We start from the raw sequence: 26,998 nt of genomic DNA on the forward strand, positions 1-26,998 counted from the left end.
CCTGGAAGCGGCGCACCGCTGGCGGCCGCCGCGGTTTGGTGGGTTGTTACTTGGCGGCTTGCTCTAGCGCTTGGGTTAGCGTCGCGGTGTCCACGACATAGACCTGCAGGGTCGGATTGTTGGTCTGCGGGTTGATCACGCTTGATGTCACTGAGAGGCCAGTCAGGGTGCTGGTGCTGGTGCTGCCGGTCACGCCCAAGCCGTGCGGCCAGCTCCAGGTGATGGTGATCGACCCACCCGAAGCGGGCGCCAGCTGGATGTCGCCGCCGAGCACGGAGAAGACGTTGCTTGCGCCGTTGACGAACGAAACATTGCCCGCGCTGATCACGTTCCCAGGCACGGGCCCAGGCTCGGACCCCGAGCCCTCCCAGTTGCCGCCCGTGAGTTGCCCGGAGGCGATCCCGAGATCGCCGTCGCTCGAATTGTTGATCTGGATAGTGATCGAACGGACGGTGCCGTTGTCGTCGGCAGACAGATTGTTATCAGTAGCCATTTCTACTCCCCTTATTGTATGAACGTTGTGGACGGGAATGTCCAAAAACCAGGACTCGGCGAAACACGCTTCGAATGTTCTTCAAAAGTGGTTCGTTCTAAAAAATATTGCAACTCAAGCATAACATCATATTAGCTTTTCATAGTACTTTTTCATAGTACTTTAAGACTATTAATTAAATAGGGGAGAGTTATAAATCGGTTGGATAAAAAAGATTGAACATTAGGATTAAGCAGTGTTTAGATTGATGACCCGAATCCAAAGGACAATGAATGTTCCGCGCTGCGTTGACTATCTTAATTGACAATATCAGCGAAATTAAGCACGCAGCAAAAGGCCAGTATGGCTCCGACAGGAATGGGATTCTGTATGTCAAGGACGTCAAAATAGAGATCTTATTGCTCCAAATTAGGCGATGGGGCGCTCGCGTTAATGAGTCAAGCTGAAGAACGTGAGCAACGTGTTAAGGGGCTTGAGAAGGAATTGGAAGAGTCCCGGCTAAAGTAGGATGTGGTTTGCTAAACTTTCCAATGTAATGCTCGCCGCGATGATGAGAATGAATCCACCCTATAGCATTTGTCACGAATAGGACGGAGGAAGGTGTGCGGCCCAGAACGGGGGCGATCCTCGCTTTATTCAGTATTAGGTTAGATAGACTCGCACGACGAGAAAATGCGGCTCCGGTACCGGCGTCCCTTCTCTCTAACGTCCAAAGGCGGCAGCGGCACTAAAAAAGACCTCCCTATGGGGAAGCAGGTGAAGGAGTACTTGCTCAGGGAAATAAACGTTTCGCTAGGGAAAAGGTAGGCAATTACTTCCAGATGGCATAGTATAATTAACATATAATAGTTCTTTCGGGCTATAGAATTGAGAATATCAAGAACCGCCCATTTGACGTCGCCTGTCCGGAAGGAAAAAAACAAGGTGGAGAAATACACTATCTGGGATGAGGCCCGTAAGTTTCCCAGGCGGACGCCATGGGAGAAGGATCGAGCACTTACATCGTTAATGATAATTTGCAGCCGGTAGATCTGGTATTGGAAAATATTTATATGCTGCGCAGGACCAGGAAGCACCGCGTTGCTAGCCAATATAGGAGATTAAATGACTGATTTCTGTGGAAATGGTACTCCTTTAACCACGGATGGATTACAGGCTGCTGAATGTTGTGCGGAAGTTGGCTTGGCTGAAATTTGGTCAGTATTCTCCGTTGAAACATCCGGCTGCGGTTTTTTAACCGATAAACGTCCAAAAATTCTCTTTGAGCGACATATTTTCAGCCGTCTTACAAATGGTGAATATGATGCAAAGCACCCCGATATCAGTGCGCCAGCGGCGGGTGGTTATGGTGCAAGCGGTGCATATCAGTACGGCCGTCTCGCGTCCGCGATCCAGTTAGATAGGGAAGCCGCCCTCCAAAGTGCCTCTTGGGGTCTCGGGCAAATCATGGGCGAGAATTTCAACGAGGCCGGATTTGACGATGTCGAAACAATGGTTGCCCAAATGGTTTCTGGTGAGAACGCGCAATTATTGGGAGTCGCCACATTTCTTAAAAGGAATAACTTGGATCAGTTGCTTCAGGCACACAACTGGTCAGGATTTGCCCAACGCTATAATGGTCCCGATTATGCAGCCAATAATTACGGTGGCTTACTCAATCATTTTTACCAACAATACAGCAATGGAAAATTACCTGATCTGAGTGTCCGGGCCGCTCAAATCCTTTTGACATATAAAGGATTTTCTCCCGGAGGGATAGACGGCATACTGGGACCCAATACAATAAATGCAGTTAAGTCATTTCAATCTTCAGAAGGAATTCAAGTCACAGGTGTGATTGATGACAATCTTATGAGGTTTTTATCAAGCTAGCTTGAGCGGTTTGGTACTAAAAAAGCTGGAACAGGGACTGATTCAATTGATTTCAAACGAGCGCTGATAGCAGCACTTCTACAAAAATTTTCGTTTCCTACTCGAATTGGGAAACTGAGTGAGCGTCCGTATATTAACCATTCAAGACTTGCGTTCCTTATGCTGGATTGACAGGAAGGTGTGGACGTTCCAGGAAACACCACCATCATGTTTTGTGACCTCCTCGGGCACCAACAGCCCATTTTCTTCTATGAATTTTGAGGGCAGTTCACGGTCATCCGCCGAATCAAAGGTGTCATCCTCGTTGTGTTTTGGAATGCCGGTATCGGTTTTTCGGGAAATGTTTTGAAGAAAAATAGAAAATCCCAGCCCAAAAACATTGTTTCTGGAACCTGATTTATAGTTGAGGCTTAGTTGTGGTTCAAAGCCGCGGGCCGACGTCAGAACAATGGGAATAAAGTAACTGCCGATATCTGACAAAACGTTCTATTGAAATGCGTCCCCTATTCCTTTTATAACCCCTCAACTGTGGGGAGTGAGATGCTGGCAACATTGCTTTCAATGCCAGCGCCGCTGCCTTTGCCTCTGAGTTTTTTAGGCTCTTTCCATCGGTTCTTCTAAAGATTTCGCGGATTTGAGTTGGGGAGGAGGCAAGAAGCTGTAGTGAACCCGTGACCTAAACGGCTTTAAATGCGAGCATGAGTGTTTTCAAATGCAAGCTCTTACAAGCAGCTGACTAGAAAATTAGACTGTAAAGCTGCTTCTGCTGGTCTTGTTCGAATTCGAAGTTGGACGAGTTCAGCCTCCAACTGGTGTAAATGAGATACTTTTAATTCTTATTGTTGTCGTCCAACACCTGCTGCGCGGTTTGGTAGTTCGACTCGAATTTCACCCCATAGGCGAAAAGATCCTCGTTGACTCCCGCGCTGATGTATTCTCCAGGGTACGTGAAACCAGAGTAAAGTTGCAATGTCACCCAGTCCACATTGTCATTAACCGCTTTGGCATCGATGTTTCCGACAGAGGCGGGAGCCATTGACAGATCGAACCGCTCACTCTGCTTTTTAAATTCGGCACCGATAGCATTGATGAGAAGCTTGAACTGCTCCTGCGTAGTTTCAAAACGGAGCGGGTCCTCCCAATCGATCCAGAAGGCCTTCAAGTTGTAGTGGGATAGATGGGCAACTAAGTTCGCGGCGAAGGACTCGGCACTTTTCTGATCAGGATTGGCTGGATCAGGGAATATCTGCGACAGCTGCTTTCCGTCGCCCCAGAGTAAGGTGACGCCGAGCAGGATGTTCGGGTTGTTCTGTGGTGCATCACAATAATGTTCTCCATGTACGGTTGGTTGTGGGTGTAAGCCCCCATTTGAGGGTATGAGAAGAACCATCACCCACCGGAATTGTTGTCTCGCTTGTTGGAAGGGTTTCGACAAAACACATCAATAGCAGATCGACAGCCTTGTAGATGTCATCGTTGATCAGCCGCTGATAGCAGCTATTAGGACTGTCATAGGTTGTTCCTGAGGGTTCGTCCTCGTTCAGATAGATCCAAGCATTTACCATATTTTTGCGCATCGCCTTGTTGCTCCTTAGTGATATAAGTATCTACCGTGCAATAAAAGAAGCGGTCCTCGCATTTAGTCAAGATCACGAGAAATCTATATTCAGATTTTTCATTCGGTTGAACTCCCAAAGATTTCATACCTTTCTCGGTAGCAGCAGCAGAGACACCCCTAGATTAGGAACGGCCTTCTCGAATTCGGCTAAATTTTGGATACCGACGCCAAGCTGCCAAGATTTGAAACTTCCGCACATCTAATTTTTATAACCAAACCGCCTCTTCAAAAAAAGATAAAGTCGCTCACGAATAGTTCAACCGTAGTGGTACAAGAAGGCGTTGGATACATCCTAATTCCAGAAGAGTTTGCTCAAGTACAGTTAATCAACGAAAGGCAAAGTACGCGGAAGTAAGAAATGACTGTTATTACCAAGCCTGTTTACATAAAAGGACAGAGAGATATTTTTTTAAAAGGCTCATTCGATAATGTTGACATAGCAATAGTCCCAATCTGGATTGAGAAGCGGTACGAATTGCGCCCGGTTGGCCAACACCCAGCTGTAAAAAATGAATCGCAATGCGTCTTGGGGGGCTTAATGATGTGTAACCAAAATTAATTGCCATTATATGGCGTATTCGCTATATATATGGCGGAGAGAGGGATTCGAATCTTTAAGTTCGCCCTGGTTGCTTATGAGTTATAAATAATACGCGTAAATTCAGTTATTTATGTGTAATGCGTGGAGAGGGTTACATATATTATCGCTGTTTATTGCTGTTTTCCCGCCAATCTTCACCACATCGGCGCTCGTCTTTACTCCTGCGGCCGCCATCATTGCGCTCGTAGCTGCGTTTACGCTATCTCGAACAGGATCAAGATCCAGCCTGGCGTAAATGGCTGTCGTGTTCTGGTTCTTATGGTTCAGGCTTTTACCAATAATCGCCAATGACGCGCCAGTCTTGGCTTGCCAGCTTCCCAAGGTGCGCCGTAAATCATGAATCCGTAAGTCATTGATGCCTGCGCTCGCCAAGATACGCTCCCATGCCTTCTTTGGCTCCGCCAAGTGCCCGGTCTTTCCCCTACCAGGAAAAATAAACCTTGAAGGTTGTTCAGGCTTACGATCGCGCAATACTGCCAACGCTTCTGGCGACAGCGTTACCGTTTGCGGAGTACCGTTCTTTGTTTCCTTAATGCGCCATTCTGCTCGTTCAAAATTCACATCAGCCCATTCCATAGCCAGTACATTTGAACGGCGCGCGCCAGTAAGCAGAGACAGCAGGAAATAATCCCGCATTGTGTCGTTATGCTCCTCCGCCAACGCTTTGAAGAAACGGGGCAGCTCATCGGATTGGAGAAAGCGGTCGCGTGACTGCTCGGGGAATTTCTGAATACCATGAGCAGGATTCTCGCCCAACCAGATCCTCCATTCATTGATAGCCTTGTTGAACATCACGTGTAGGAGCTTTATAGCAATGTTCGCGGTTACGATGCCGTTTTCGCGTCCAATCTTCTTGTGCAGTCTGTCCACTTCCTCATGCTTGAGCGTGGAAAGCTTCCGTTTTCCCCAATGAGAAAGGTACAGCCGATAGTTCGCTTGCGGCTTATCCGGCCTTCTATTAAAGGCTGCACGCCTAGTCATGTATTCACTGAATAGGTCGTCCAGCATCATTTCCCTTCTTGCCGCCCGGGCACGATCGGCGGGATTTCCGCCGCCGGCAATAGAAGCATTTATCTCTGCCGCCGTCCGTCGAGCCTGCTCGATGGTTGTTGCGGGATACCGGCCTACCGTGACACGTTCGGGCCCGCCGCCCTTCGTGCGCCGATATACGGAAAAGGTTATGATTCCGTTCGAGGTAATGCGCAGCTGCAGACCGGAAATTTTCGAATCAAGGTAGGTATTTCGCTTGCCCGCTGATGGGAGCGGCAATGCTTCTATTGCTGCTTTGGTGAAATTGATACTTGTTGCCATGACAAACGAGTGCAGCGGGGTTACGCCGGGGTTACGGTATGGGTGTAATTTTAGCAAACTTTGTATAACTCCGTTAAGGTTAATTCCGGCTGAAACCCGCTATTTATATAGGTTTGTAAAGGTCTAACAATATGGGTAAATGATGAGCCTGAGAAACTCCTAAGGGGTAGGTCACACGTTCGATTCGTGTTCAGGGCGCCAATGTTCATGCCGGTTTCAAGCTGAGATGCTCATCTGAGCGCTACAAATACATCAGAGATGTAACCTTTTTGTAACCGGTTATACAGAACACCGCTGTCATCACTCCCGATTGGTAAATGCTAGCCGAGTGCAACCCTCGCTCCGCCTTTGCCGAAAGACAAAGGAGGTGATGGCCGGTATACCTATATACCTAACGTGTTTACCGTATCAGACTCCACGCAGGTCACCGCCCCAGAGGCCACGAAGTATTGGTAGTCACTATGTGTCTTGCGATATGACGTACCGTTTGGCTCTATAAAATAAACGCGTCAACGTGGCGCAGTTATAACACCCACGCCCATACTCAGGTGTACCTTCGTCCAATTGCTTTATTAGGATGCGACTGGCGCGGCATGAAGCTTACCCCTTTTACGAGTCCGCGAATCCACAACGGCATGCTTTCATCGATAAACATTTCCTTGACCCTGTATTGGTAGTAAGCTTTACCACTATTACTTTTTTTAGGAGAAGGGTTATGGCAAATGTCTAGAAAGTCAGTGTAGCGCTGACTGCGGAAATGGCGGCCATGATGCGCCAAGCGGTGGAAAGCGGGGAGTATGCCTCGGCGAGCGAGGTGGTGCGCGAAGCCTTGCGTGATTGGAAGTTTCGCAGGGCGCAGCGCGATCAAATCATCGCTGAACTGGGACGGCAATGGGACGCGGGCATTGCCAGCGGTCTGGCAACAGAGGGCAATGAAGCCTTCTCCCGCGTTCGAGCCCGGCTGGATGCGAAGCTCTCCGGCCACCGCCCTGCATGACGTTTTACCTCAGGCCTCAGGCCGAGGCAGACCTGGAGGATATCGCGCTTTATATCGCGGAAGACAATGTCCAGGCTGCGCGACGATGGATCGAGGACATGCATGCTCTTTGCCAACAGCTTGGCGAGATGCCTTCCATGGGAGTGGCCAAATCCTCTATTCGACTCGGATTGAGAATGCTGCCAGCGGGTAGCTATCTGATTCTCTACCAGTAAGTCGATAAAGGCGTTGAAATTGCCCGGGTGCTCCACGGCGCGCGCAATGGCAAGACCTTTTATAGGCAATGATGGCTGCTGAAGATCTTGGGGCTTAAAGCGCTGCATTGGGGCGCGAATTGGAAATTGGGCTGCCCTCAGGATCTCCCTGCACACGACCATCAATGGGAAAAATGTCTCGGTACCCGCCTTGTCATCCGGAACATAACTTATCAAATAGATAAGCGGTAACTGGATTGGCTTTCGCCAATCGTCCGGCTCCAATCGTCCGGCTCACTGCACTTGAACCATGGACAACTCTGATGGATAGCCTGATGGACGGAACCATCCGCGTCCACGAGGTTTTCCACAGCGGTTGCCCACAGGCCCCCCGGACTTCAATTATACAAACGAAAAGCCTGACGCGGCCGTGGGCCTTGCCCTATTAAATCGCAGGCAATTTAGAAGATTTTCTAGCACCTTGTTCGATCCCTGCTGCATAGGAATGACGGACTACAGGCTTGTCTCCAGGAAGATCCTTGAGAACAAATGACAGCCCTCTTTTGATTATGGATATGTCACGAGCAGCTGACAAGCAACCAACGCGATGCCGCCCTGAGACCAACCATGCGGGGCTCAGTCGCCATCTTCATTCTCCCGCGCAAGTTGCGACTTGAGATGATAGGCATCGATGTCAAAGTCTTTGCTGTCCGAGACCGCGGCCAGTACCAGGGGCGTAACGCGCTCCCGCTCCTCCTCGGTCTCGAAGTTTGTGAAGTTGGCCGCAGCTGCCTCGGCGAACAGTTTCTCCGTCAGCCGCTTTGCCTTTACTTCATGACTCTCTATGTCGGAATTGGCGCCGGGAGGGATGTTTTCCTCGATCCATGTGTCGACCCACCTCAGGAAGCGATTGCTCATGACTGCCCACCCATCTTCTGCGTTGAGTTCGGCGCCGGTCGCCCCTCATGGGAGTATTTTACCGATGATAAAATAGGTTATCAAGGGCAAAAGCTACCGTCACCGTCTATCTGAATTAATGATTCCTGGGCCTAGGGGCTCTGTTGCAAAAAATAAGAAACAGCTATATTTTTAATATTTAACTAAATATTTTTTAATAACTTTTAAATTCACTTTTTATCAAAAATCATTTTTTGCAACAGAGCCGAAAACATGACCCAGTTCATCAACACCAAAGAAAACATCGTCACCGAAGCCGTGGATGGTCTGGTCGCGGCGTCTGGCGGTAAGCTGGCGCGGCTCGACGGCTATCCGCATATACGGGTGGTCGTACGCAATGACTGGGACAAGTCCAAGGTCGCGTTGATCTCGGGAGGCGGATCGGGCCACGAACCGGCACATGTGGGTTTCGTCGGGGAAGGGATGCTGACGGCTGCGGTGTGCGGCGACATCTTCGCCTCGCCGACAGTCGACGCGATACTGGCAGGCATCCTTGCCGTGACGGGATCGTCCGGCTGCCTGCTCATCGTCAAGAATTATACCGGTGACCGATTGAATTTCGGGCTGGCAGCCGAACGCGCTCGCCAGTTTGGCTTGAATGTCGAGATAGTCATCGTCGACGATGATGTGGCGTTGCCCGACTTGCCCCAAGCCCGCGGGGTCGCCGGCACGCTTTTCGTGCACAAGATAGCCGGCGCGTTGGCCGAGAATGGTGCCGACTTGGCGCACGTCGCCGCGGCCGCGCGCAAGGTCGTGTCAAAGACAAAAAGTATCGGCATGTCGCTAAACACCTGCACCATCCCAGGTTCGCCAAAGGAGGATCGCATCCCGCCCGGCATGGCCGAGCTTGGGCTTGGCATCCACGGTGAAGCCGGGGTTGAGCAGGTCGAGTTCAAGGACGCGACCGAAGCTGTCGCTGCCATGGTCGAGCGCCTGTCAGCTGCAATGGAAGAAAGGCCGCATGTCGCTATGGTCAACAATCTCGGCGGCACGTCGGTCATCGAGATGTCGATCATCCTCAACGAAATCCGGCGGTCAGCGATTGGCGAGCGGATAACCCACGTCATCGGGCCGGCGGCCATGATGACATCGCTCGACATGCATGGCTTCTCGATTTCGGCCTATCCTGCCGACGATGCCGAGATCGCCCTGCTCAAGCAGCACACGCCGCTGGCGGCATGGCCACGGGTCTCCCGGCTAGGCCAGGTCGCGATTCAGGCGCTTCCGGACGGCCTGACCGCTGTCGTTCCGATGCCCTCGATGCACAAGCCGACCAGGGAGTTCCTGACCAGTTGCTGCGAAGTTCTGATCGCCGCCGAGAGCGACCTCAACGCGCTCGACGCGAAGTCAGGCGATGGCGACACCGGCAGCACGCTAGCCGGAGCGGCACGCGCCCTGATCAGCGCCGTGGACCGATTGCCGCTTGCCGACCATACCCAGCTCTATCGAGCCATTGGCTTGGAGCTTTCCCAAACCATGGGAGGCTCGTGCGGGGTGCTCCTCGCGATCTTCTTCGCCGCAGCGGGCGATGCCGCCTCAAGCGGCTTGCCAATGCGCGAAGCGTTGCAGGCCGGGTTGCGGAGAATGCAGGAGATCGGCGGGGCACGTCCGGGTGACCGCACCATGGTCGATGCCCTTGCGCCGGCCCTTGATGCCCTGGACGAGAGCCTGCCCGAGGCGGCGAAAGCCGCGCGTGCGGGTGCCGATCGCACTGCCCACATGAGCAAGGCGAATGCGGGCCGCGCCTCCTATGTCAATGCCAAGCATTTGGTCGGTCACGCTGATCCAGGTGCTGAGGCGGTCGCGCGACTGTTTGAACACTTGGCCTAATTTTAGATCATAAGCATCTATTTATCTCATGGCGCCACCTCCGCCATAAGTGAATCACATCTGATCCTATTCGTGAACCATGAGATTAATGAGTTCTGAGCCTAGTAAGGTGTGCATCCAAAAGCGGATAGTCATCCTTCGGACGGTTTTCCCCTGTTCCCGAATAACGATATTCACCTCGTTGCCATGTACAGGGTATAGTGGATCGTCAAGGGTCTCCTTAGCTTGGGTTCGAGGAATTGAACGGGCTACTATCCTCAAGTTAATTGCGGCCTTTGCCTTTGTTATTGGTAACACGCTCTTTCCGAGCTCGGGCATTCCGTATTATCTCACCACCGGCAAATCGCTCCATTCTCCCGTGTAGTTCGGACTTGAAGCTGCGCCGCATGGACCATGTTCGGTCTATACCCTCGGATGCCAGATGAATGGTACTGCGCCGGTACTTGACGTTGATCTTGTCCATGGCATCCATCAGCCTGCCGGATTTGTTGCTGCAGGATGAGTATGTGAAGAGGTCTATCTGCTGCCCTTCTTGGGGCACCAGTTCCGATAGCATCACGCCCGCCTTCTGGTAATACACTTCGGGCTGGTACATCTTCTTCAACAGCCACAGCGCAGCATTGGTGATTTGTAGGCTGCATTCTGTTGGCGCAGGCAGGGCAACGGCCTCGGTCCTGCCGTAGAACTCCGCCTCGTCGAATGGGCTGTTCTGGATGAATACCGAAACAGCGTTGGCAAACAGGCTCTGCTTGCGCAGCCTCTGGGTGGCATTCGCGGCATGGTAGCTGATGGCTTCCCTCAGCTCCTGCAGGCTCTCCACCCTTTGCCCGAATGAGCGTGAACTCATCACCTGCTTGGCAATGGGTCGAGTCTCATCCAACTCCAGCCATGGCTCACCGTTGAGTTCCTGAACGGTGCGCTGGATTGTGATGCCGAACCGGTCCCGAACTCTCCTGAGATTCGCACGTTTAAGTCTCAGAACATTTTCCACACCCAGCGCTTTCAGGCTATTCTCCAGCCTTCGGCCTATTCCCCAGACCGCTGAGACAGGAAGCTTCTCCAGAACTGCGTCCAGCGCGTCATCCGTCATGCGGGTGAAGTCGCATACCCCGTTTAATTGAGGCTGCTTCTTTGCGTAGTGATTGGCAAGCTTGGCCAGGGTCTTGCTGTGGCCGATGCCCACGCATATCGGCAGCCCCGTCCACCGCGTCACCGTCTCTTTTATTTCCTGCCCATAAGCAACGAAGTCACGTTGATGCCCGTCAAATCGAGGAAACATTCATCTATGGAATAGACTTCCTGCCTGGGGCTGAATTGGCTCAACGTTGACATGAAGCGGTTGCTCATGTTGGCGTACAGCTCGTAGTTGGAGGAGAAGGCAATCGCACCTATTTCTCTGGCACGCTCTTCCACTTCAAACCATGGTCCTGCCATTTTTATCCCTAAATGCCTGGCTTCCCTGCTTTGAGCAATGACGCAGCCGTCGTTATTCGAGAGAACGACTACAGGTGAATTCCTGAGATCAGGCCGGAATACTTTTTCACAGGATGGATAGAAGGAGTTGGCATCGGCCAAGGCAAAGACAGGTCTATTTGGCCTCATTGATGACATAGGTCACCACACCGAAGATAACGAGTTCCTGCCCTTCCTTGAGAAGGATCGGCTCATTGAGCGGGTTCTCGGACAGGAGCTTGATCAATCCACTGCGTTTGTACAGGCGCTTGACCATCCATTCTCCATCCACGTCAGCAATGACAATGTTGGAGGATTTGGGCCTGAGCGAGCGATCCACAATCAAGGTAGCGCCATCGAAGATGCCGGCCCCAACCATGGAATCGCCCTTGACGGTGAAGAAGAAAGTAGCCGGCGGGTTGGCAATGAAGCGGTCATTCAGATCCAGCGTCTTCTGCTCGTAGTCCTGCGCGGGGGATGGAAAGCGGGACTGGCCTGCCAGTATCTTGCCGCTATAGATGGGACGCGGAAGTGGCCGCGGATTGGAAATAGCCTGGGGAAACTCGGCGTCGGTGCTATTGTTGTTCTGGCTTGAGGCCTTGCGAAAGGGCTCTAGATAAACCAGCACATCGGACTTGAGGCTGGCGGGTACGCGGATGACTGCGGTTTTCTCGCCATACGGGCTCATCGATTTCTTCGGACCCGAACCTTCCCTTCTGCCGCCGCGCGTCGCCATGATATTCTCAACTGAACGATGTAACGGTGTTCAGTCTAGCATGAAATCCTCCTTTCCGAATTGCTAAGTTGGGTATCTTTGGCACGATGTGGATGCGATACAACCCTGTTACTGTCCAAGCTCACATATTGGGCTACTTCCTATCTTTTTATATTAGCCTTGGCGATACGGACAGCGTAGAGCGCAACATTATATTGCGTCACATTCCAGGACGTGACAACTCGACTAAATGATCAGCGGTAGAACCAACGCCGCCACACACGATAACCAATACAGTTTTATATCCTGATAACACCGCAACTTTTTCGTAAACCGCAGCAAGTGCAACGCCACACGCAGGCTCAACCACAATTCCATGGTCTTGCAAAAACTGCAAAGAAGCAGAAACGGCCATCCGGTCCGGCAACACAACGCTTTGGATACAGTGCTCTCTTGAGTATGCCAACGCTTGTTCACAAACTATGCGCGCTCCTAGCGTCGTCGCAATACTCGATATATTTGCAAGCTCGATAAGGAATCCTGCGTTTAAGGATTTCCCATAGGAGTCTGCACCTTCAGTCTCAACAGCGATGACAGGTATATCGGCACCTCCATTCCGCTTCAATCCTTCTATAACACCGCACAGGAGACCGCCGCCCCCAACTGACAGAACGATCGCATCAGGCTTTAGACCAGCACGGAATATTTCATCAATTAGACTGGCATGACCTCTCCAAATCAGCGGGTCATCGAAAGGATGTATATATGCATCGGCAGGTTGCATGAGCGACAGTGCAAATCGGTGTGCTTCGTCCAAAGACTTCCCCTGGACTATAACTTCCGCGTTCTCTAAACACATTAAATTTACCGCCCGCTTTGAGGCTGTCTCCGGCACGATGACGATTACAGGAACCGAAAGACGCCGCCCAGCAAAAGCGACCGCGAGCCCCGCATTCCCGCCTGATGACGCAATGAAGCGTTTTGCTCCTCGTTTTAAATATTCTTCGCATGCATACCCGATTCCTCTGGTCTTGAAAGAGCCGGATGGCTGCGCGGATTCCATTTTCAGCCAAATGGATTGGCCCACTTTATGGCTTATCGAGCGGGATTCAATTAGTGGTGTTTCGATATGTAGCGGCATTCAAAAGAGATCTCCAATGAGATGTGAACAGCTAACCTGGGGCCCGTGCCACAGAATCAAGTCGTACTGTTTCATCCAGTTCTAGCCAGCTTCACCGCTGAGCTCCTGAGCCAATCCAAATCAATGTGAGGCCCTCGAAGCAATATAATCGCGTTTCGACAGTTGCGACGCCATCCTGTGGTGAAAAGCAGCGTCGGTGGCTTTCTCCGCCTCGCGCTTGTATTGTTGCACTAGAGCGGTGGCACGCGACTGTGAATTCTGCACGTGTCTCCCGTAGAGGTAGCTTTTGTCCTCGTAATACTGGAGCCGTTTCTCGTGTTCCGCTGCTATTTCCAGCAGTTTCCTGGCTCGGTTTTCATACCGCCTAGCGAGCTCGTCGTGGTCGACAAAAGTTCTGATACTTTGTGCGGCCATGCTCGCATTGTCATTGCTTGCTTCGAGCGTACCGGTCTCGGTGCAGGAGGCCAGCAGGCCCAGCATGGATATGGAAGTTAAAAACTTCCTTATTTCTTTTTCCATGATAGGTAGACTCCAATGAAATGGATTAAGTGAAAGCCGCTCCATATTGATGCGGTTCATGACATTGGAACATTAGGGAAACTCTAGTTTTATGCTAGATGGAACCCTGAGCAATACATGAAGAAGCTTCGGAGTTGAATTGTACTCAGTATTACTATAAATAAAAGTCACGTGTTTTGATTGTTATCATAATACGCTGCTTATGTATTGCGGACCTTAAGTCCTAACTGCAGTTCCCCCCGGAATACGCAAAAAATGGCATCCCTTTGACGTCATCCCCAAAAACTGGGGCAGTTCTAAATTAGAGTAAAGTCGCATTTGGCTCCCCCTATTGAAGGAGTTTGAAGCGATGAAAAAATCCCGATTCACCGAAGTGCAGGTGGCATATGCATTAAGACAGGCAGAAGCCGGCACGCCAGTGAGGGACGTGCCGCAGCCTTGGCATATCCGAAGCCACGTTCTACATCTGGAAGAAGAAGTACGGCGACCTGGGTGGCAGCGAGGTCAGGCGGTTGCGCCAGCTCGAGGAAGAGAATGCAAGATTGAAGCGTGTGGTGGCTGATCTGACGCTGGACAAGAACATCCTGCAGGAGGTCATCCGAAAAAAGGTCTGACGCCGGCACGCCGCCGGGTAGTTGTTCAATGGATCATCGATATATGCAAGGTGAGCGTTGAGCGGCGTGTCGGCTAGGCAATTTCTCTCGCGGTAGTTGGCACCGCAAGAGTACGGCGCAGGATCAGTCAGGATTGCGCATGCGCATGCGCATTGGCGACATTGCCATGAGCCGTCCACGGTTTGGTTACGAGCGCATTCACGTCCTGCTTCGGCGTGAGGGCTGGCATGTCAATCTCAAACGTGTCCATAGGTTGTATTGTCTGGAAGGTCTTCAAGTGCGCATGCGGGTACGCCGGAAGAAGCGTATGAGCCTGCACCGTGGGCGGGCACCGACGCCCACAGCGCCAGGACAGCGCTGGAGCCTGGATTTCGTGCACGATCAACTGGTCAATGGGCAACCGTTCCGGGTCCTGACGGTCGTCGATAACTGGAGTCGTGAGAGCCCGGTATTAGAGGTGGGATTTCGGTTAACCGGCAGCAGCGTGGTTGAGGCGCTCAGTCGGGTTGGTAAGACAGTTCGCCTGCCAGCATGCATCACCGTAGACCATGGCACCGAATTTACTTCCAGAGCACTGGACTCTTGGGCTTGGGAGAACAAGGTGCAGCTTGACTTCACGCGCCCTGGAAAGCCTACGGACAACGGGCTTTGCGAGTCATTCAATGGCAGGCTACGCGATGAATGTCTGAATGCTCATGAATTCGAATCCCTGGAGCAGGCAAAGCGTATCATCGAAGCGTGGCGACGCGACTATAATGATCACAGACCCCACGGTTCGCTTGGAAAGCTGACCCCACGCGAATACGTTAAATCCAACCAGGTCAGACTGCCAGAAGTGGCCAGATTCTAGTTTTGAATCCCCGCAGAATTGGGGGACGTCATCCACTAGACCGTCTGAACTGTCTAACCGTCTAACTGTTTATTTGACGGGGGAGCTTAGGGTTTTCCCAGAGTCAGCCTCTTCATCAATACGCTCGTAATCCCTTTCGGCTGATCTATATTGAATTAACCGATGATGGTTGAGTGGCCGCGGTGGGTTCGTCTGCGGAACGATAACCATGCCGGGAGGTTCTCTGTTAGAGACAGCAGGCGTAATGATTACATCGAGAAAGCGAGAAGGCTCAACATTGGCAGGAAAAATGACAAGACGGAGCATGTGATGGCTTCCAGAGAACAACGTTTTTTGGGCAGAAAAATACCCGGCGCGCTGCAAGTAACGAAGGCGGAAGGGAGCTTTATCTTTGATGATCGAGGCAGGAAATATATCGATTTCGTAATGGGCTGGTGTGTCGGCAACTTCGGTTGGGGCAATGAAGTGCTTACAAACGCCGCCGCGGAGTTCGATGGGCCAGATTATGTGTTTCCTGGGCACTCATATGGGCCTTGGACCGAACTTGCTGAATTACTGGCTTCGATATCGCCGGGCAAGCTTATGAAAAGCTTCCGGGCTACCGGGGGCTCAGAAGCCGTGGATATCGCGTTGCAGGCAGCCATGGTGCATACGGGCCGTCAGAAATTTCTCTCCCTGGAGGGCAGCTATCATGGAAATGCGATTGGCGGGTTGAGTGTAGCGGATTCGAAGAATAGGCAGCAATGCAGGAATCTGCTGCCTCATTGCTACAAGGTCGAACTACCGCTAGATAATGAAGCCCTCGAGCGTATTGACAAGTTTCTGAAAACTGAAGAGTTTGCGGCATTCATCATGGAGCCGATCAGCGTCAATCTCGGAGTGCTTATTCCCGAGATGGAATTTATGACCGAGCTCGCCAAGTTATGCAGGAGATACGGTACGCTATTAATTATGGACGAGGTGGCAACCGGCTTCGGAAGGACAGGAACATTATTCGCTTCAGAACGTTATCATCTTGAGCCTGATATCATGTGCATCGCCAAAGCAGTCACAGGTGGTCTGGGAGGATTGGGGGCGACTATAACTACGGCAGCGGTTGCAAGATCAATGGAAGAAAATGGCAGTTACTACTCTACCTATGGGTGGCATCCTCGAAGCGTGCATGTTGCGATTGCCACGATTCATTACATAACGACACATCAGAAACAGCTCCTGGGTATTGTCAATGAGATGAGCGAATATTTCCGCTCCCGCTTGTCACAGCTGCGCTTTAAAGGCGTCGCAAACCACAGCATTGCCGGTATGGCTATTGGCTTAGAATTGGACACTGACGATTATGCTTCTGACATCCAAGCCAAGTGTCAACGAAACGGTCTTTTAATTACAGCCGAAGGCTCAACGCTACTTTTACTTCCTTCATTAAATATCGATCAAGCAATCGCCAAACAGGGTCTGGACATCCTGGAAAGATGCATTTAATCGGCGATCTTGTCTTTATAAGCCCTGGGAGCGGTTATAATGCTGAGGATATTGCCGAAGCTGGTGAAGATATGACCCATTCATTTATCAAGGGACCGCCTGGCTTCAAAGCCGGTAGGTTCGTATTTTCTGCAAAGATTTTCAGCTGGATCACGGGAGTCTTAGCGGCGGTTGTTGGTGCAGGAATCGCAAAATGGCTAGGCTGGGTTTGACTGCGAACATTGCTAAATTGTCTCAATCGTCGACTTATCCGGCGTGCCTGCAGATGTCGTGGATGTGGTAGTTTCTGTGCTTTGTCGGATGATTTTTGACTTCGCTGTATGGAGCCCTCGTCCTGTAAAAGTAACGATCCTGCTGTTTGCAAAGAGGCGCATCGATATGCACCTAGAAGCGACGCGCTGCCTTCCAGCATACAAACACGCGTTGGCGCGGATTGCAAAGGAGGGTCGAAAATACGATGTCTCGCTGGACCTGTATCGCAGCGACCATCCGAGCTGGATGAAACGATCTGATCGCAATGCAATACGCTGATTGCACTTCGGATGAGTAACGAGCAAGATCAGACTTTCGTCCAGCGTGCTCTGCCGGATGCGGTTCGTAGCTTAGTCAAAGTGCTCCCCACGCTCTGTGCTCCGGAAGCCTTGATCGTGGGGAAGGAACTGAAGTCGCTGTTCGCGTTAGATTCAGTGACCCGGAAGAGCGGCGGCCTCACAGTGCCGACGTGCCATATGCGGCGCTATGGAACGAAAATATAGCCAATGCCGCTAATGTGGCCGACATTGTTCGCCGGTGGCGACTTCAAGAAAGGTTAGGTACAGGCGGGTGAGGGATTCCGGGTCGCGCCTTTAGCACCGTATTTTTGATTGTTGGGGTTCATCCCATGTACTTCTCCGTTTTTGGGAGACTTAAAGAAATTTCTCCCGTTGACGTTCCCTGTGTAAAGATCCCAGCCCGGGCTATCTACTCTGGACTTAGCAACAATTTAGGGACGATCTCGAGGATGCCGGCAGCCGTGAGTACTTCCTCGCGGCTCATGCTCGCCACAGTATGACGCCAGTTTTCCATCCACCGGGATCGCGTAAAGTCGACGGACAAATGTTCATTATCGATCAGCCAGACCAGTCTTCGGATGACATCCTGAATCCGGGGCGTCCCACCGGGAATATCAAAATAATGCAGCACCAGCTTCCCACGCATGGCGCAGAAGTGAATTTCCTTGAACGTACGAAGCGCGAGGATCGTATAGTCGATTAGCGATTGCCAATAGATGTCGTCGTATTTTTTCCAGGAGGGAATCAAGAAGCGGTTATAGGCCGAATTGCTTTTTCCCCTCTGTGGAAGATCGCGCTCGAGCAGGACCTGCACCGGCAGGAGTTGGTCTTCCGCGACTTGCGACAGAATGACATCTAGGCGTTCCCGCTGCTGGACCCTCAGAATTTTTTCGATCTGATCAAGCAGGCGGCCTTGTCCCGGTTCATGGCTCACCGTTTCCAGAACATCCTGGAAGGTCAAATAAGACCTAGGATGGTTTGTCTGTGCCGTTGAATCAAAATGTGCGTTCATGTGCACCTCCTCAATGGTTTGCCAAGCCGCTACCAGATAGATTGATTCTCTTATTAGAGAATTTTAGTACGTGGATTGAATTAAGCAGGGAGTCTTGCGAAAGAAGCCTTAATATTCCTCTCCAATCCGTAAGCTATGGAACTCTGCGAGCAGGTGCTACCAACGACTCCGGCCAAAGGTATTCAGTTTGGGTACGAATTAACCCCGAATGTGTATTCGCCCTGAGCCATCCTACATACGGGGCAATGCGGGTGAAGAGCCCGTATTTCTTTGGGGCTCCGCAATCTCCCCAGCTTTTAACGCCGATTAAAAGCTCTTGACCATACTGACGAACCGTGGCGGGTCCTCCACTGTCCCCATCACATGCGTCGGTTCTTCCATCTTCATATCCGGCACATAACATGGTGGCTTTAAGCGACTGACCGTGAGAATCAGGCGCAGAGCAGAGTTCGGGAGGTACTAACGGTGCTTCCGTTTCCATTAGGTCCAGTGATTTGACGCCGAAGTCGTAGGTGTTACCCCATCCGCCAATTTTAACTTTTTCCTGGTCATCAATTAGGCGTTGCTCCACCTCAATAGAAGGGAATTGGGGAGGAACAATAGCGGTAGGGCTATCGAGAAACAGCAGTGCAAGATCGTTCTCAAGGGTCTGCGGATCATAGGCCCCGTGCACAACGACTGAAATTACTTTTTTCTTTCGGCCTCCAAAATTCAGGCTATTAGTACCTGTTAAGACAATTAATTCTGTTCCTTGCCGGCGAGCAACACAATGTGCGGCGGTGAGCACCCACTGATCAGTAATAAGAGTTCCACTACAGAAATGGGCGTAAAGGGGATCAGGAATTGACGCGTTTAATAGCCCAACCTGCCACGGGCGGTCTCCAAAGGTCGCACTCCTTCCCTTTATTATTTTTGCACTAAGTGGCGCTTTATTCTGCCAATTTCGGAGCGCTCTTTCATATGGATCGGTATGATTTTCAGCGTTGTCTGCCCCGGCTACTGATTGGGGCGCAAATAGAAGAGTCAGGCAAAAGAGTATGGACGTACCGATAAGCCTTAATCTCTGGCTTATACGTTGGCTTATTTTCAGCTCGAAATGCGATGCAGAGTGCAAGTTGTGTTCCTTCTCTAAGGGGTTACAAAGCCTTGTTCCGGCATGCATGTTTATACGCTACTGGGACACAGTTGCATGGAACTCGGATACACCTAATTGCGGATAACAGTTTGTCCTTGATTTCTCATCCTCATCAACTATCTTTAACATTAGGAAACGCTGCTGTGCAACGCGCTCTGGCACAAGCAAGATTTTGCTAATTCAGGATTTCATAGGATTGAAGCCCTTGAATGTTTCCAACAAACATTTGCCGCTAGTAGCGGGGCGTTAAATGTCATTCTCATACACATCATAGCGACGGAACATTTAGCTGAAGAATTCACATCCCTGAGAATTCAAATCCTTCTGGCAATCCTCATTAAAACGCGTATGCTTGTTTTTTAACCCTAAATTTCTAAATCGCTATGACCCCCTTTCTCGGCGAATTGATAGGTACCTGCCTGCTGGTCATACTCGGGAATGGCGTGGTAGCCAACGTCGTATTGAGTAAAACAAAAGGCACTAACAGTGGCTGGATCGCCATTACTTTAGGATGGGGAGTTGCAGTATTCGTCGGCGTGTACGCGGTTTCTTCGGTAAGTGGCGCGCATATAAATCCTGCCGCAAGCATTGCTCTGGCTGCTGCTGGTAAATTTGCATGGGGCGACGTCCCGACTTACATTGCCGGACAGATGTTGGGGGCCATGCTCGGCGCGTTACTCGTATGGATTCTCTATCGCCAGCATTTTGAACAAACGGACGATGCCAACGCCAAGCTTTCCGCGTTTTGCACCGGACCGGCGATAAGGAATCCTTTCAGTAACCTTGTCTCTGAAATAGTTGGAACGTTTATATTGGTATTTGGCATTTTACACATGGTTGCCCCTCAGAGCAGCCTCGGATCACTGGACGCCCTGCCGGCGGCCTTGCTGGTATTCGGTATCGGTTTATCGCTCGGTGGAACAACGGGCTTCGCAATTAACCCCGCTCGTGACTTGGGGCCCCGAATTATGCATGCCATACTTCCCATACCCAATAAAAGGGACAGCGACTGGAGCTACGCCTACATTCCGGTGATCGGTCCCATTGTTGGCGGTCTTCTCGCTGTGTCTATTTTTAAACTGTTGTGATTGTGCCCTGAAGTACATTCTGCCCGGCAAGAACTGGCCAACGGGCGATTTGTTCGACCGTATAGGATTACCCGGAGTTGCCCGCCTTTTTTGGCGTCCGGGGATGGCGTCTTTCCCCTACTCTTCACCTAGGCTCACACCCCGACTGCGCGGTTTCGTTGGAAGAGCTTTAGCTGCGATCCCCTATCCATTCGGGCAAGCTATGTCGTCCCCGTCAACACAACAACCAGAACGATCAACCCCACTAATCCAATGCCACGCAGGGACGGCAATAATAGCCCAGTTAGAGCTGTTGATGAGGTCTTCCTGGGGCCTACCGCTGAGGTCTCGCGCGGCTGATACATTGGGTTGATCCGAAAAGGAGCCGCGCTCTTGCTTCCGGCGCCTTAAGAAAGATACATCAAATGGATCTGCGCGGTCCAGCATCTTGGGCGCCGGTGCTTGAGCCGAAGGCAAGATGGAAGGCCTGAGAGGGGCGGGAGCCGATCCTCCAACGCGCCATTCGCTGATTCAAAGCTCAAACTGACGAGCATTGCTCATTGCTCATTGCTCATTGGCCAGCGCCGGGAATGCCGTTACCGCGTCCTGATCGCGTCCATCCGGGGACCAACAGCGCCAAGAGTTTTTGTTAACGGTCCTGCCCTATGAGCGGGTGCCGGAAAGCAGCAATGCGCAGGGAAATGTAGACCGCCTGAGCGCGGCAGATCGCTTTCGATGCACGCAGATCTAACTATCCACTCCCCGAGCTAAACCGTACCCGTCAAGATCAGAATCAGAACGATCAACAGCACTAATCCAATCCCACCGCTGGGACCATAACCCCAGCCGCTGCTATAACCCCAGGTCGGAATCACGCCGACGAGCGCAAGTACCAGCAGAATCACAAGAATGGTTCCAATAGTCATTTTGCTTCTCCTCGTTTTGTTTCACTGGGTCGTTTATTTTTTTCCCTCTGAAACGGAAATTTCCTTCCCTGTTTCGTTTTCGGAGATACCGTAGATTGCCTTAATTACCTGGCACGCTATCGCGTCTGATGGAACTCCAGATAGGCTGACGGTTGGGAATCTGCCGGGGACAACCTGGCGATTTACAAGTGCGATCAGCCACCCCATCGTTTAACCAATTGTCCCCCCTTATCCCGGTATTTTCTGTTCGTTTGCGAACGAAATTAAAACGACTTCGCATTTGCGGAGGGAGGGCGTCGCAAAGACCTGCAGGCTGGGCGGTTGTGCTGAGGGTCCTGCCGCATCCCGATACCCATCGGTGTCAGCGATAGTGAGCGCAGGACCGACAATAGGCCGATCTTCGTCCTCCGCTGCCCCGCTCCCCTGCTCAAACTCGCTATACTAAAAATACGCTGTCGGCGACAAGTCACCATTGAGGAGAAAAGCCATGCCATACGACAGGTTGGAGGACCTTCCGGAGAATGTCAGGAACGTATTGCCGAAGCATGCCCAGGAAATATACCGGGCGGCTTTCAACAATGCGTGGGATGAGTACAAGGACCCGGACGAGCGGCGCGGGGACGCCAGTCGGGAGGAGACGGCGCACAAGGTCGCCTGGGCGGCGGTTAAAAAGGAATACGAGAAACGCGGCAACGAGTGGCGCAAGAAGGATTGATCGCCTGACATGGGAGTGGAATTCTGGTTAAACCAAGGTCCGTCCATGAGCGGACCGTTGGAAGCGGTGTTCGGTCCGTTTTAGGCTTGCCTCCCTAATTGAGCGGATCCAGCGGCAAATCAATCTCTTTCGCTTTGGCCAGAATGGCGGCTGACGTCCGTCCCAGTTTAAGCCCGATTCGCCGTACCGGAACATTCTGGCTCACAAGGGTTTGCAAGGCAGTGAGTTGTTCTGTCGTCCAGGGTTTGCCGGCGTTGCGCGCCATCTTTCTTCGGTCGAGTTGCCGCCTTTCACCTATTCTTCGGTCAGGCTCATAATGAGACTGCGCAGTATGCTTGACGAGGTCTTCCGGCCTGCAAACTTCTTTTACAATCTCAAGCGCCCGCCGCCGGTCGACACCCCGCCGGTCACCGGACGGGGATGCCTGGGAAAGTGTTTCCAGCAACTCAAAAAATTCTGCGCGGGTGTCGGGCGGCAAGCCCGCAACAAGCGCTCCAAGAATGTCCTGCGAGCGCCTGTAATCTTCCAGCCTGAGGCTGGAGATTTCCTGTCTTAGTTCAATCATTCGCTGGTTTAATTGGTGTTCACTGTCTTTCATAACAACAAGCACTTCCTTCCATACGCATTAATAGACTAACAGGCGATGCATTTGTTCAGCTAACACCTCTTTCTTCGCAGTCAAGCCATTGGATCGATGTTCAGCATCATGCCACCAATGGGGGCACGAACCGCTCAACCTGCGTCCTTGCAGCTTTTAACGTCCTCCTTAACGGTCTTGCCGTCTTTAAGCACGACCGTCTGGCGGATGATCTTGCACTCGCGATTATCGCCTTGCTGCGCGGATGGCACAACTTCGGCCTTGCCGCTCACCCCGCTGTTAGGGTTGCTGAAGGTCTGAGGTTCTTCAGTTTCGTACGCCCGTTGGGACGCCTCCGCCATCTTTTGTTTATCGTCCTTGCCAAGATAGCCGCCAACAGTCGAACCGAGGTAGTAGCCGCCGACGCCTCCCGCTATCGCACCTACAATCCGGCCTGCCGTGCCTCCCCCGAGATAACTGCCAAGGTAGCTTCCCCCGATTGATCCGGCGATGCTGCCGATCAATCCGCCTGCACGTCGGGTTTCGGTTGATTGACATGCGGGCAGCAGCACGACCAGCGCGAGTATAAATAACTGCCTTAGCTTCATACCAGAGATCAAAAGACCTTTCATCTTCGTTTATTCCTCAAACCCCATCTGAACCGGGGATGATTCTAACCGGCGGTTCGTTAATCGAAGGACGTATCAGCTTCGTTTTTTCTGCTCTATTTGGTGTTAACAGCTCAAATCCATTATATTGCACAGCTTAATTGACAACCCGCGGTTCGCCGACGTACGTTTCACCCCGATGCTTGTTTTACCGCCCTCAAATAATAGAATTATTATGAAAATAGTGAGAATTATTCGTCTGGCAGTTGTTTTGGCTGTCCTTCCCGCTCTTTCGGGATGCTGGTATCTGGTGGCGGGCGGAGCCGGCGTCTACGGTGGATACAAGATGAAAGAGAAAGGTTACACCTTACACAACCCCATAGCCAAGGAGAAGAGCAGCAAATAGCCGGTCAGTCAAGGTGGGGCCGGGCCATGCGCGAGCTTAGCGCAACCGTCTTTCCTGTTTCGCTGCCATAGCAGCTCCAGTTGCGGTCACATCATTTCTTTGTTTTTGCCCATTCATCGGCTTGCCGATGTGCTTCGGCGACCTGGACCGGTGTCATGAGTTTTTCCATCAATTCGCGGTTTTCCAACGCATCCTCATAGCCGCTTGCACTGGCGATGCTAAACCACTTGTCGGCTTCAACGTAGTCCTGCTTAACTCCGTGGCCCTTATAGTACAGCACCCCCAGGTTAGTTTGCGCACCGGGATGGGCTTGCTCCGCAGCCTTTTGATACCAGGAAAGGGCCTGGGCGTAATCCTGGGGCACCCCCTCGCCGTTGTCATACTTCACGCCCAGGCTGTACTGCGCCCTCGCATAGCCCTGCTCAGCCGCCTTGCGATACCAGTTTAATGCCTCCTGTTCATTCTTTATGATGCCCCGGCCGTTGTCGTAGCGCACACCCAGATTAAACTGGGCATCCGGATCCCCTTGCTCAGCGGCTTGACGGTACCAATCCACGGCCTTCTGGTCATCCTGCAGAACACCTTTCCCAGTGGCATACATGACCCCAAGGTTGAACTGCGCCGGCGCATAACCTCCTTCAGCGCCTTTGCGGTACCAGGCAGCCGCCTCGTAATCATCTTGCGTTATTCCCCGTCCTTTCGCATACGCCACGCCGAGCTTGAACTGAGCGCGCGCGTCTTCCTGTTCAGCCGCCTTGCGATACCAGCCCGCCGCCTGCTTATCGTCCTGGCCAATACCGGTGCCCCCGGAATACATGAGGCCAAGATTAAACTGCGCGTCGACATTGCCCTGTTCGGCCGACTTCCGATACCAGGATACGGCTTCAGAATCGCTCTGCGCAACTCCCCGGCCTTTTGCATGTAGCACCCCGAGCGCATACTGCGCATCTGCGTAACCCTGCTCGGCCGCTTTGAGATACCAGGAGGCGGCCTGTCGGTCATCCCCCTCCACCCCTTGGCCTTTCAGATACATGAAACCCAAAATCGCTTGCGCGGGCGCGTGCCCCTGCTCCGCCGCCTTCGTATACCAGGACACTGCCTGCTGATAATCCTGCGGCACCCCCTGGCCCTTTGCATACATGACGCCAAGATTATGCTGGGCTACGGCATACCCTTGCCCCGCTGCCCTGAGGTACCAGAACAGGGCCTGCTGATAGTCCTGCTGAACCCCTTGGCCTTTCAAATGCATGAAGCCCAGCATTGATTGCGCCGGCACATCGTCTTGCTCCGCCGCTTTTCGATACCAATGCGCAGCGCGTGCGTAATCCTGCTCGACACCGCGCCCCTTGGAGTACATGACGCCCAGATTGAACTGGGCATCGGCGTTTCCGTCCTCCGCCGCTTTCCTGAAAGATTGCACCGCTCTCGCGTAATCCTTTGCGAGGACGAACTGCATTCCGTCTTCAAAGTCCCCGGCAAAAATCGATGGCGTTAGCAGCAGCCACACCAGTCCCGCGAGGCACGCCGCCCATTGTTGTATGGATAGTCGTATCTTATCGCTCAACATTTTTCTGCGATACTTGTTTCCAGGCACGACTCGGTCGGTCGGGATGGCCTCTGCTCCCCTCCGAACGTATACGTTCCGTAATAGACAAGCAAACTTCATGAATTGCACGGATGAACCTGCCCACAGTCGTGTAGAACGACATTCTATCGCGGACGATGCCAAAAAACTTGCATGTGCGTACACGCGGCCCAATTTTCGATAGCTGGAGCGCTTATGGAGCAATGCGGTTTGGACTAATGCATGCAGGTAAACAGGGAAGAGAAAGCGGGGGAATAGTGACCTCAGCGGGCGCCACACGCTTTTAGCGCGTTCCAGGCGGCATCGCTCTCGTATTTCTTCCCGTTTATTGTGGCAAATACGGTTTCGCTATCGGTTCTCTTCAGCATCAGGTCGAATGAATAGTTGGGATTGACGTCGCCTCGGGTATCAGGAGCCTGTCTGGATACGTGGACGCCGGGTTGCGGGGCGTTGTAACTCAATACGGCATCAGGGTTCTCAGGCGAGTTACGCGCATACGTGCCCGGTAGCGAGTCGCGCGGATAGGCGTAGATTTCCGTGGCTTCCATATCGCGATACGTGCGCACATCGTATTGCAGCCCGCGGATCAACCACCGGCTGTCTGACTGTAGTTTATTCAACACGCATTTCGCCAGCACCGGATGCGTTCCGGTGAACTTTGCCCCATAGGTTTGGCGCGTTTCTTTTAGGCTGAACCCCGCGCAACCGGTCAGAAGCAATGCCATTGTAATTAGCGCGATAGCAAACTTGTTCATACGTACCCTTTTCATACGTATCTCGGGCGGGCGCCGTGTGCGCGTGAAGAGCCTATGAATGAGCTTTACATGCGGCGTCAGATCGTCTTTAAAGGACGAACCTCATGCCTTCAATCACTTCCTCGTCTGCTCCGGCCATCGCGTCCTGCGTCATGTAAACTAGGCTAAAAATACGGGCTTGTAAAGCATCATTTCATTTCGGGTGAACCGCATGGGTTTAGTACGAGGATTTCCAGGAAGGCGTGCCCGATGGGGCTCGGCCATGTTTCCCTCCGTCGAGTTGAGCGAGGAGGATGGCATACGCTCCCTTCACCTGGGCAGCAGCATGATTCAAAGCGCGATGCGCCTTAGTGCGCCAAACGACCTGGAACTCGCCTACACGAAGTACATGATGGGTTTCCTGCTGTTTCATCCTGATCCGCAAGACATTCTGATGATCGGCCTCGGCGGTGGTTCGCTGGCCAAATTCGTATATCACCGCCTGCCGTTGGTCCGGACGGTCGTAATTGAAATCAACCCGGAAGTCGTGGCGGCGGCGCGCAGTTACTTTTTTGTGCCCGTTGATGACGACCGTCTGCAGGTGCGGAGCGAGGAAGGGAGCGAATACCTCGCGAGTCATCCGAACATCGCCGACGTGGTAATGGTTGACGGTTTCGACGAGGGTTGTCAGGTGCCAGCGCTCTGTACGACGGATTTCTATGACAGCGCTCGCGATGCGCTGAAACGAAACGGCGTATTGGTGGTCAATCTGCTCAGCAGAGACAAGAGGTTCCATGATTATATGACGCGCATCGAGAACAGTTTTAACGGTCGCGTTGCGTCTGTAACAGTCGAGCCGCACGGAAATGTGATCGCCTTCGCTTTCAAGCACAGCCCCGGCAAACGTGTGTGGGAAAACCTGCCGGCCCGAGCGCGCGATTTCGAAACAGAACTCGCTTTGCCGTTCACCCGGCTCGTGGACAGGCTGCAGCGGAGCAATCCTGCTTGAGTCATGCGCCTGAGCTCAGCCATGCTGCTT

General features: G+C 52.1%; 27 protein-coding genes and 1 pseudogene. 11 read left to right on the forward strand and 17 right to left on the reverse strand.

Features of this window, described 5'->3' with window-relative positions; genetic code table 11:
• Positions 1 to 46: 46 nt before the first annotated feature.
• The gene (locus C8R31_RS12625; RefSeq protein WP_107694433.1) at positions 47 to 493 is read right to left on the reverse strand and encodes a hypothetical protein; all 447 of its coding nucleotides are present in this window, start codon (positions 491 to 493) and stop codon (positions 47 to 49) included.
• Positions 494 to 1,597: 1,104 nt separating this feature from the next.
• Between C8R31_RS12625 and C8R31_RS12630 the strand changes: the two genes are divergently transcribed.
• A complete protein-coding gene (locus tag C8R31_RS12630; RefSeq protein WP_107694434.1) occupies positions 1,598 to 2,365 on the forward strand; it encodes an N-acetylmuramidase domain-containing protein in 768 nt (255 codons plus the stop codon).
• Between the two features lie 141 nt (positions 2,366 to 2,506).
• Here C8R31_RS12630 and C8R31_RS12635 read toward each other — a convergent pair whose 3' ends face one another.
• The 3 genes from C8R31_RS12635 to C8R31_RS12650 form a co-directional block, all read right to left on the reverse strand.
• Positions 2,507 to 2,845, reverse strand: coding sequence for a SpvB/TcaC N-terminal domain-containing protein (locus C8R31_RS12635; RefSeq protein WP_107694435.1), 339 nt, complete (start codon positions 2,843 to 2,845; stop codon positions 2,507 to 2,509).
• Positions 2,846 to 3,194: 349 nt separating this feature from the next.
• Positions 3,195 to 3,755 (reverse strand): glycoside hydrolase family 18 protein, encoded by a 561-nt coding sequence (locus C8R31_RS12640; RefSeq protein ID WP_107694436.1) that lies wholly within the window; start codon positions 3,753 to 3,755, stop codon positions 3,195 to 3,197.
• An 889-nt stretch (positions 3,756 to 4,644) separates the two neighbouring features.
• The gene (locus C8R31_RS12650; protein ID WP_258192698.1) at positions 4,645 to 5,952 is read right to left on the reverse strand and encodes a site-specific integrase; all 1,308 of its coding nucleotides are present in this window, start codon (positions 5,950 to 5,952) and stop codon (positions 4,645 to 4,647) included.
• A gap of 688 nt (positions 5,953 to 6,640) precedes the next feature.
• Between C8R31_RS12650 and C8R31_RS12655 the strand changes: the two genes are divergently transcribed.
• Positions 6,641 to 6,892 carry a type II toxin-antitoxin system ParD family antitoxin gene (locus tag C8R31_RS12655; protein WP_258192708.1) on the forward strand — a complete coding sequence of 84 codons (252 nt, stop codon included), beginning with the start codon at positions 6,641 to 6,643 and terminating at the stop codon, positions 6,890 to 6,892.
• Positions 6,889 to 7,107, forward strand: a complete 219-nt coding sequence (locus C8R31_RS12660; RefSeq protein WP_107694439.1) for a type II toxin-antitoxin system RelE/ParE family toxin — start codon at positions 6,889 to 6,891, stop codon at positions 7,105 to 7,107. Before C8R31_RS12655 ends, C8R31_RS12660 begins: the two co-directional genes overlap by 4 nt.
• Positions 7,108 to 7,722: 615 nt before the next feature.
• Here C8R31_RS12660 and C8R31_RS12665 read toward each other — a convergent pair.
• A complete protein-coding gene (locus tag C8R31_RS12665) occupies positions 7,723 to 8,004 on the reverse strand; it encodes a DUF768 domain-containing protein (RefSeq protein ID WP_107694440.1) in 282 nt (93 codons plus the stop codon).
• Between the two features lie 252 nt (positions 8,005 to 8,256).
• Between C8R31_RS12665 and C8R31_RS12670 the strand changes: the two genes are divergently transcribed.
• A complete protein-coding gene (locus C8R31_RS12670; RefSeq protein WP_107694441.1) occupies positions 8,257 to 9,873 on the forward strand; it encodes a dihydroxyacetone kinase subunit DhaK in 1,617 nt (538 codons plus the stop codon).
• A 262-nt stretch (positions 9,874 to 10,135) separates the two neighbouring features.
• Here the strand turns inward: C8R31_RS12670 and C8R31_RS12680 are convergent, their stop codons facing one another.
• The 5 genes from C8R31_RS12680 to C8R31_RS12695 form a co-directional block, all read right to left on the reverse strand.
• The gene (locus C8R31_RS12680; RefSeq protein ID WP_308811277.1) at positions 10,136 to 11,086 is read right to left on the reverse strand and encodes a DUF4113 domain-containing protein; all 951 of its coding nucleotides are present in this window, start codon (positions 11,084 to 11,086) and stop codon (positions 10,136 to 10,138) included.
• A gap of 8 nt (positions 11,087 to 11,094) precedes the next feature.
• On the reverse strand, positions 11,095 to 11,484 hold the full coding sequence (locus C8R31_RS16665) for a hypothetical protein (RefSeq protein WP_308811278.1): 390 nt from the start codon (positions 11,482 to 11,484) through the stop codon (positions 11,095 to 11,097).
• Positions 11,462 to 12,061, reverse strand: coding sequence for a LexA family transcriptional regulator (locus C8R31_RS12685; protein WP_107694443.1), 600 nt, complete (start codon positions 12,059 to 12,061; stop codon positions 11,462 to 11,464). Before C8R31_RS12685 ends, C8R31_RS16665 begins: the two co-directional genes overlap by 23 nt.
• Before the next feature lie 199 nt (positions 12,062 to 12,260).
• Positions 12,261 to 13,181, reverse strand: coding sequence for a pyridoxal-phosphate dependent enzyme (locus C8R31_RS12690; protein ID WP_107694444.1), 921 nt, complete (start codon positions 13,179 to 13,181; stop codon positions 12,261 to 12,263).
• A 120-nt stretch (positions 13,182 to 13,301) separates the two neighbouring features.
• On the reverse strand, positions 13,302 to 13,700 hold the full coding sequence (locus C8R31_RS12695) for a hypothetical protein (RefSeq protein ID WP_258192699.1): 399 nt from the start codon (positions 13,698 to 13,700) through the stop codon (positions 13,302 to 13,304).
• Between the two features lie 349 nt (positions 13,701 to 14,049).
• Between C8R31_RS12695 and C8R31_RS12700 the strand changes: the two are divergent.
• From C8R31_RS12700 to C8R31_RS12710, 3 genes and pseudogenes are all read left to right on the forward strand, one after another.
• A pseudogene (locus C8R31_RS12700) lies at positions 14,050 to 15,164 on the forward strand (IS3 family transposase).
• Between the two features lie 309 nt (positions 15,165 to 15,473).
• A complete protein-coding gene (locus C8R31_RS12705) occupies positions 15,474 to 16,643 on the forward strand; it encodes an aspartate aminotransferase family protein (RefSeq protein ID WP_107694446.1) in 1,170 nt (389 codons plus the stop codon).
• Positions 16,634 to 16,855 carry a hypothetical protein gene (locus C8R31_RS12710; protein ID WP_107694447.1) on the forward strand — a complete coding sequence of 74 codons (222 nt, stop codon included), beginning with the start codon at positions 16,634 to 16,636 and terminating at the stop codon, positions 16,853 to 16,855. The genes C8R31_RS12705 and C8R31_RS12710 overlap by 10 nt, the downstream gene beginning before the upstream one ends.
• 748 nt (positions 16,856 to 17,603) lie before the next feature.
• Here C8R31_RS12710 and C8R31_RS12725 read toward each other — a convergent pair.
• A complete protein-coding gene (locus C8R31_RS12725; RefSeq protein ID WP_107694450.1) occupies positions 17,604 to 18,206 on the reverse strand; it encodes a hypothetical protein in 603 nt (200 codons plus the stop codon).
• A gap of 133 nt (positions 18,207 to 18,339) precedes the next feature.
• The gene (locus C8R31_RS12730; protein ID WP_107694451.1) at positions 18,340 to 19,368 is read right to left on the reverse strand and encodes a trypsin-like serine protease; all 1,029 of its coding nucleotides are present in this window, start codon (positions 19,366 to 19,368) and stop codon (positions 18,340 to 18,342) included.
• A 356-nt stretch (positions 19,369 to 19,724) separates the two neighbouring features.
• Here C8R31_RS12730 and C8R31_RS12735 point away from each other — a divergent pair, with 356 nt between their 5' ends.
• Positions 19,725 to 20,429, forward strand: a complete 705-nt coding sequence (locus C8R31_RS12735; protein ID WP_107694452.1) for an MIP/aquaporin family protein — start codon at positions 19,725 to 19,727, stop codon at positions 20,427 to 20,429.
• 746 nt (positions 20,430 to 21,175) lie between these two features.
• Here the strand turns inward: C8R31_RS12735 and C8R31_RS12740 are convergent.
• Positions 21,176 to 21,334: a DUF3309 family protein gene (locus C8R31_RS12740; protein ID WP_107694453.1), complete on the reverse strand. Its 159-nt coding sequence runs from the start codon at positions 21,332 to 21,334 to the stop codon at positions 21,176 to 21,178.
• A 487-nt stretch (positions 21,335 to 21,821) separates the two neighbouring features.
• Between C8R31_RS12740 and chaB the strand changes: the two genes are divergently transcribed.
• Positions 21,822 to 22,049: a putative cation transport regulator ChaB gene (chaB, locus tag C8R31_RS12745; RefSeq protein WP_107694454.1), complete on the forward strand. Its 228-nt coding sequence runs from the start codon at positions 21,822 to 21,824 to the stop codon at positions 22,047 to 22,049.
• Positions 22,050 to 22,143: 94 nt separating this feature from the next.
• On the opposite strand, the gene C8R31_RS12750 is transcribed toward chaB, so the two are convergent.
• Both C8R31_RS12750 and C8R31_RS12755 read right to left on the reverse strand, forming a co-directional pair.
• A complete protein-coding gene (locus C8R31_RS12750; RefSeq protein ID WP_107694455.1) occupies positions 22,144 to 22,647 on the reverse strand; it encodes a hypothetical protein in 504 nt (167 codons plus the stop codon).
• 134 nt (positions 22,648 to 22,781) lie between these two features.
• The gene (locus tag C8R31_RS12755; RefSeq protein ID WP_258192700.1) at positions 22,782 to 23,258 is read right to left on the reverse strand and encodes a hypothetical protein; all 477 of its coding nucleotides are present in this window, start codon (positions 23,256 to 23,258) and stop codon (positions 22,782 to 22,784) included.
• Between the two features lie 211 nt (positions 23,259 to 23,469).
• Between C8R31_RS12755 and C8R31_RS16090 the strand changes: the two genes are divergently transcribed.
• Positions 23,470 to 23,640, forward strand: a complete 171-nt coding sequence (locus C8R31_RS16090; RefSeq protein WP_181320595.1) for a hypothetical protein — start codon at positions 23,470 to 23,472, stop codon at positions 23,638 to 23,640.
• 91 nt (positions 23,641 to 23,731) lie between these two features.
• Here the strand turns inward: C8R31_RS16090 and C8R31_RS12760 are convergent, their stop codons facing one another.
• Together C8R31_RS12760 and C8R31_RS12765 are read right to left on the reverse strand one after the other, a co-directional pair.
• Positions 23,732 to 25,207, reverse strand: a complete 1,476-nt coding sequence (locus C8R31_RS12760) for an SEL1-like repeat protein (RefSeq protein ID WP_107694456.1) — start codon at positions 25,205 to 25,207, stop codon at positions 23,732 to 23,734.
• A 281-nt stretch (positions 25,208 to 25,488) separates the two neighbouring features.
• Complete coding sequence (locus C8R31_RS12765; RefSeq protein WP_107694457.1) at positions 25,489 to 25,980, reverse strand: hypothetical protein; 492 nt, start codon at positions 25,978 to 25,980, stop codon at positions 25,489 to 25,491.
• Positions 25,981 to 26,191: 211 nt separating this feature from the next.
• Between C8R31_RS12765 and C8R31_RS12770 the strand changes: the two genes are divergently transcribed.
• Positions 26,192 to 26,968 carry a polyamine aminopropyltransferase gene (locus C8R31_RS12770; RefSeq protein ID WP_107694458.1) on the forward strand — a complete coding sequence of 259 codons (777 nt, stop codon included), beginning with the start codon at positions 26,192 to 26,194 and terminating at the stop codon, positions 26,966 to 26,968.
• Positions 26,969 to 26,998: the final 30 nt, after the last annotated feature.

The organism is Nitrosospira sp. Nsp2 (assembly GCF_003050965.1).
GTDB lineage: Bacteria > Pseudomonadota > Gammaproteobacteria > Burkholderiales > Nitrosomonadaceae > Nitrosospira.

Coding starts and splice junctions, on each gene's coding strand:
- C8R31_RS16090 (WP_181320595.1), top strand. CDS start 23,470: ATGAAAATAGTGAGAATTATTCGTCTGGCAGTTGTTTTGGCTGTCCTT.
- C8R31_RS12630 (WP_107694434.1), top strand. CDS start 1,598: ATGACTGATTTCTGTGGAAATGGTACTCCTTTAACCACGGATGGATTA.
- C8R31_RS12660 (WP_107694439.1), top strand. CDS start 6,889: ATGACGTTTTACCTCAGGCCTCAGGCCGAGGCAGACCTGGAGGATATC.
- chaB (WP_107694454.1), top strand. CDS start 21,822: ATGCCATACGACAGGTTGGAGGACCTTCCGGAGAATGTCAGGAACGTA.
- C8R31_RS12640 (WP_107694436.1), bottom strand. CDS start 3,755: ATGGTTCTTCTCATACCCTCAAATGGGGGCTTACACCCACAACCAACC.
- C8R31_RS12710 (WP_107694447.1), top strand. CDS start 16,634: ATGCATTTAATCGGCGATCTTGTCTTTATAAGCCCTGGGAGCGGTTAT.
- C8R31_RS12755 (WP_258192700.1), bottom strand. CDS start 23,258: ATGAAAGGTCTTTTGATCTCTGGTATGAAGCTAAGGCAGTTATTTATA.
- C8R31_RS16665 (WP_308811278.1), bottom strand. CDS start 11,484: ATGTCATCAATGAGGCCAAATAGACCTGTCTTTGCCTTGGCCGATGCC.
- C8R31_RS12760 (WP_107694456.1), bottom strand. CDS start 25,207: ATGTTGAGCGATAAGATACGACTATCCATACAACAATGGGCGGCGTGC.
- C8R31_RS12665 (WP_107694440.1), bottom strand. CDS start 8,004: ATGAGCAATCGCTTCCTGAGGTGGGTCGACACATGGATCGAGGAAAAC.
- C8R31_RS12735 (WP_107694452.1), top strand. CDS start 19,725: ATGACCCCCTTTCTCGGCGAATTGATAGGTACCTGCCTGCTGGTCATA.
- C8R31_RS12770 (WP_107694458.1), top strand. CDS start 26,192: ATGGGTTTAGTACGAGGATTTCCAGGAAGGCGTGCCCGATGGGGCTCG.
- C8R31_RS12740 (WP_107694453.1), bottom strand. CDS start 21,334: ATGACTATTGGAACCATTCTTGTGATTCTGCTGGTACTTGCGCTCGTC.
- C8R31_RS12725 (WP_107694450.1), bottom strand. CDS start 18,206: ATGAACGCACATTTTGATTCAACGGCACAGACAAACCATCCTAGGTCT.
- C8R31_RS12690 (WP_107694444.1), bottom strand. CDS start 13,181: ATGCCGCTACATATCGAAACACCACTAATTGAATCCCGCTCGATAAGC.
- C8R31_RS12685 (WP_107694443.1), bottom strand. CDS start 12,061: ATGGCGACGCGCGGCGGCAGAAGGGAAGGTTCGGGTCCGAAGAAATCG.
- C8R31_RS12730 (WP_107694451.1), bottom strand. CDS start 19,368: ATGCATGCCGGAACAAGGCTTTGTAACCCCTTAGAGAAGGAACACAAC.
- C8R31_RS12695 (WP_258192699.1), bottom strand. CDS start 13,700: ATGGAAAAAGAAATAAGGAAGTTTTTAACTTCCATATCCATGCTGGGC.
- C8R31_RS12750 (WP_107694455.1), bottom strand. CDS start 22,647: ATGAAAGACAGTGAACACCAATTAAACCAGCGAATGATTGAACTAAGA.
- C8R31_RS12670 (WP_107694441.1), top strand. CDS start 8,257: ATGACCCAGTTCATCAACACCAAAGAAAACATCGTCACCGAAGCCGTG.
- C8R31_RS12625 (WP_107694433.1), bottom strand. CDS start 493: ATGGCTACTGATAACAATCTGTCTGCCGACGACAACGGCACCGTCCGT.
- C8R31_RS12765 (WP_107694457.1), bottom strand. CDS start 25,980: ATGAACAAGTTTGCTATCGCGCTAATTACAATGGCATTGCTTCTGACC.
- C8R31_RS12705 (WP_107694446.1), top strand. CDS start 15,474: ATGGCTTCCAGAGAACAACGTTTTTTGGGCAGAAAAATACCCGGCGCG.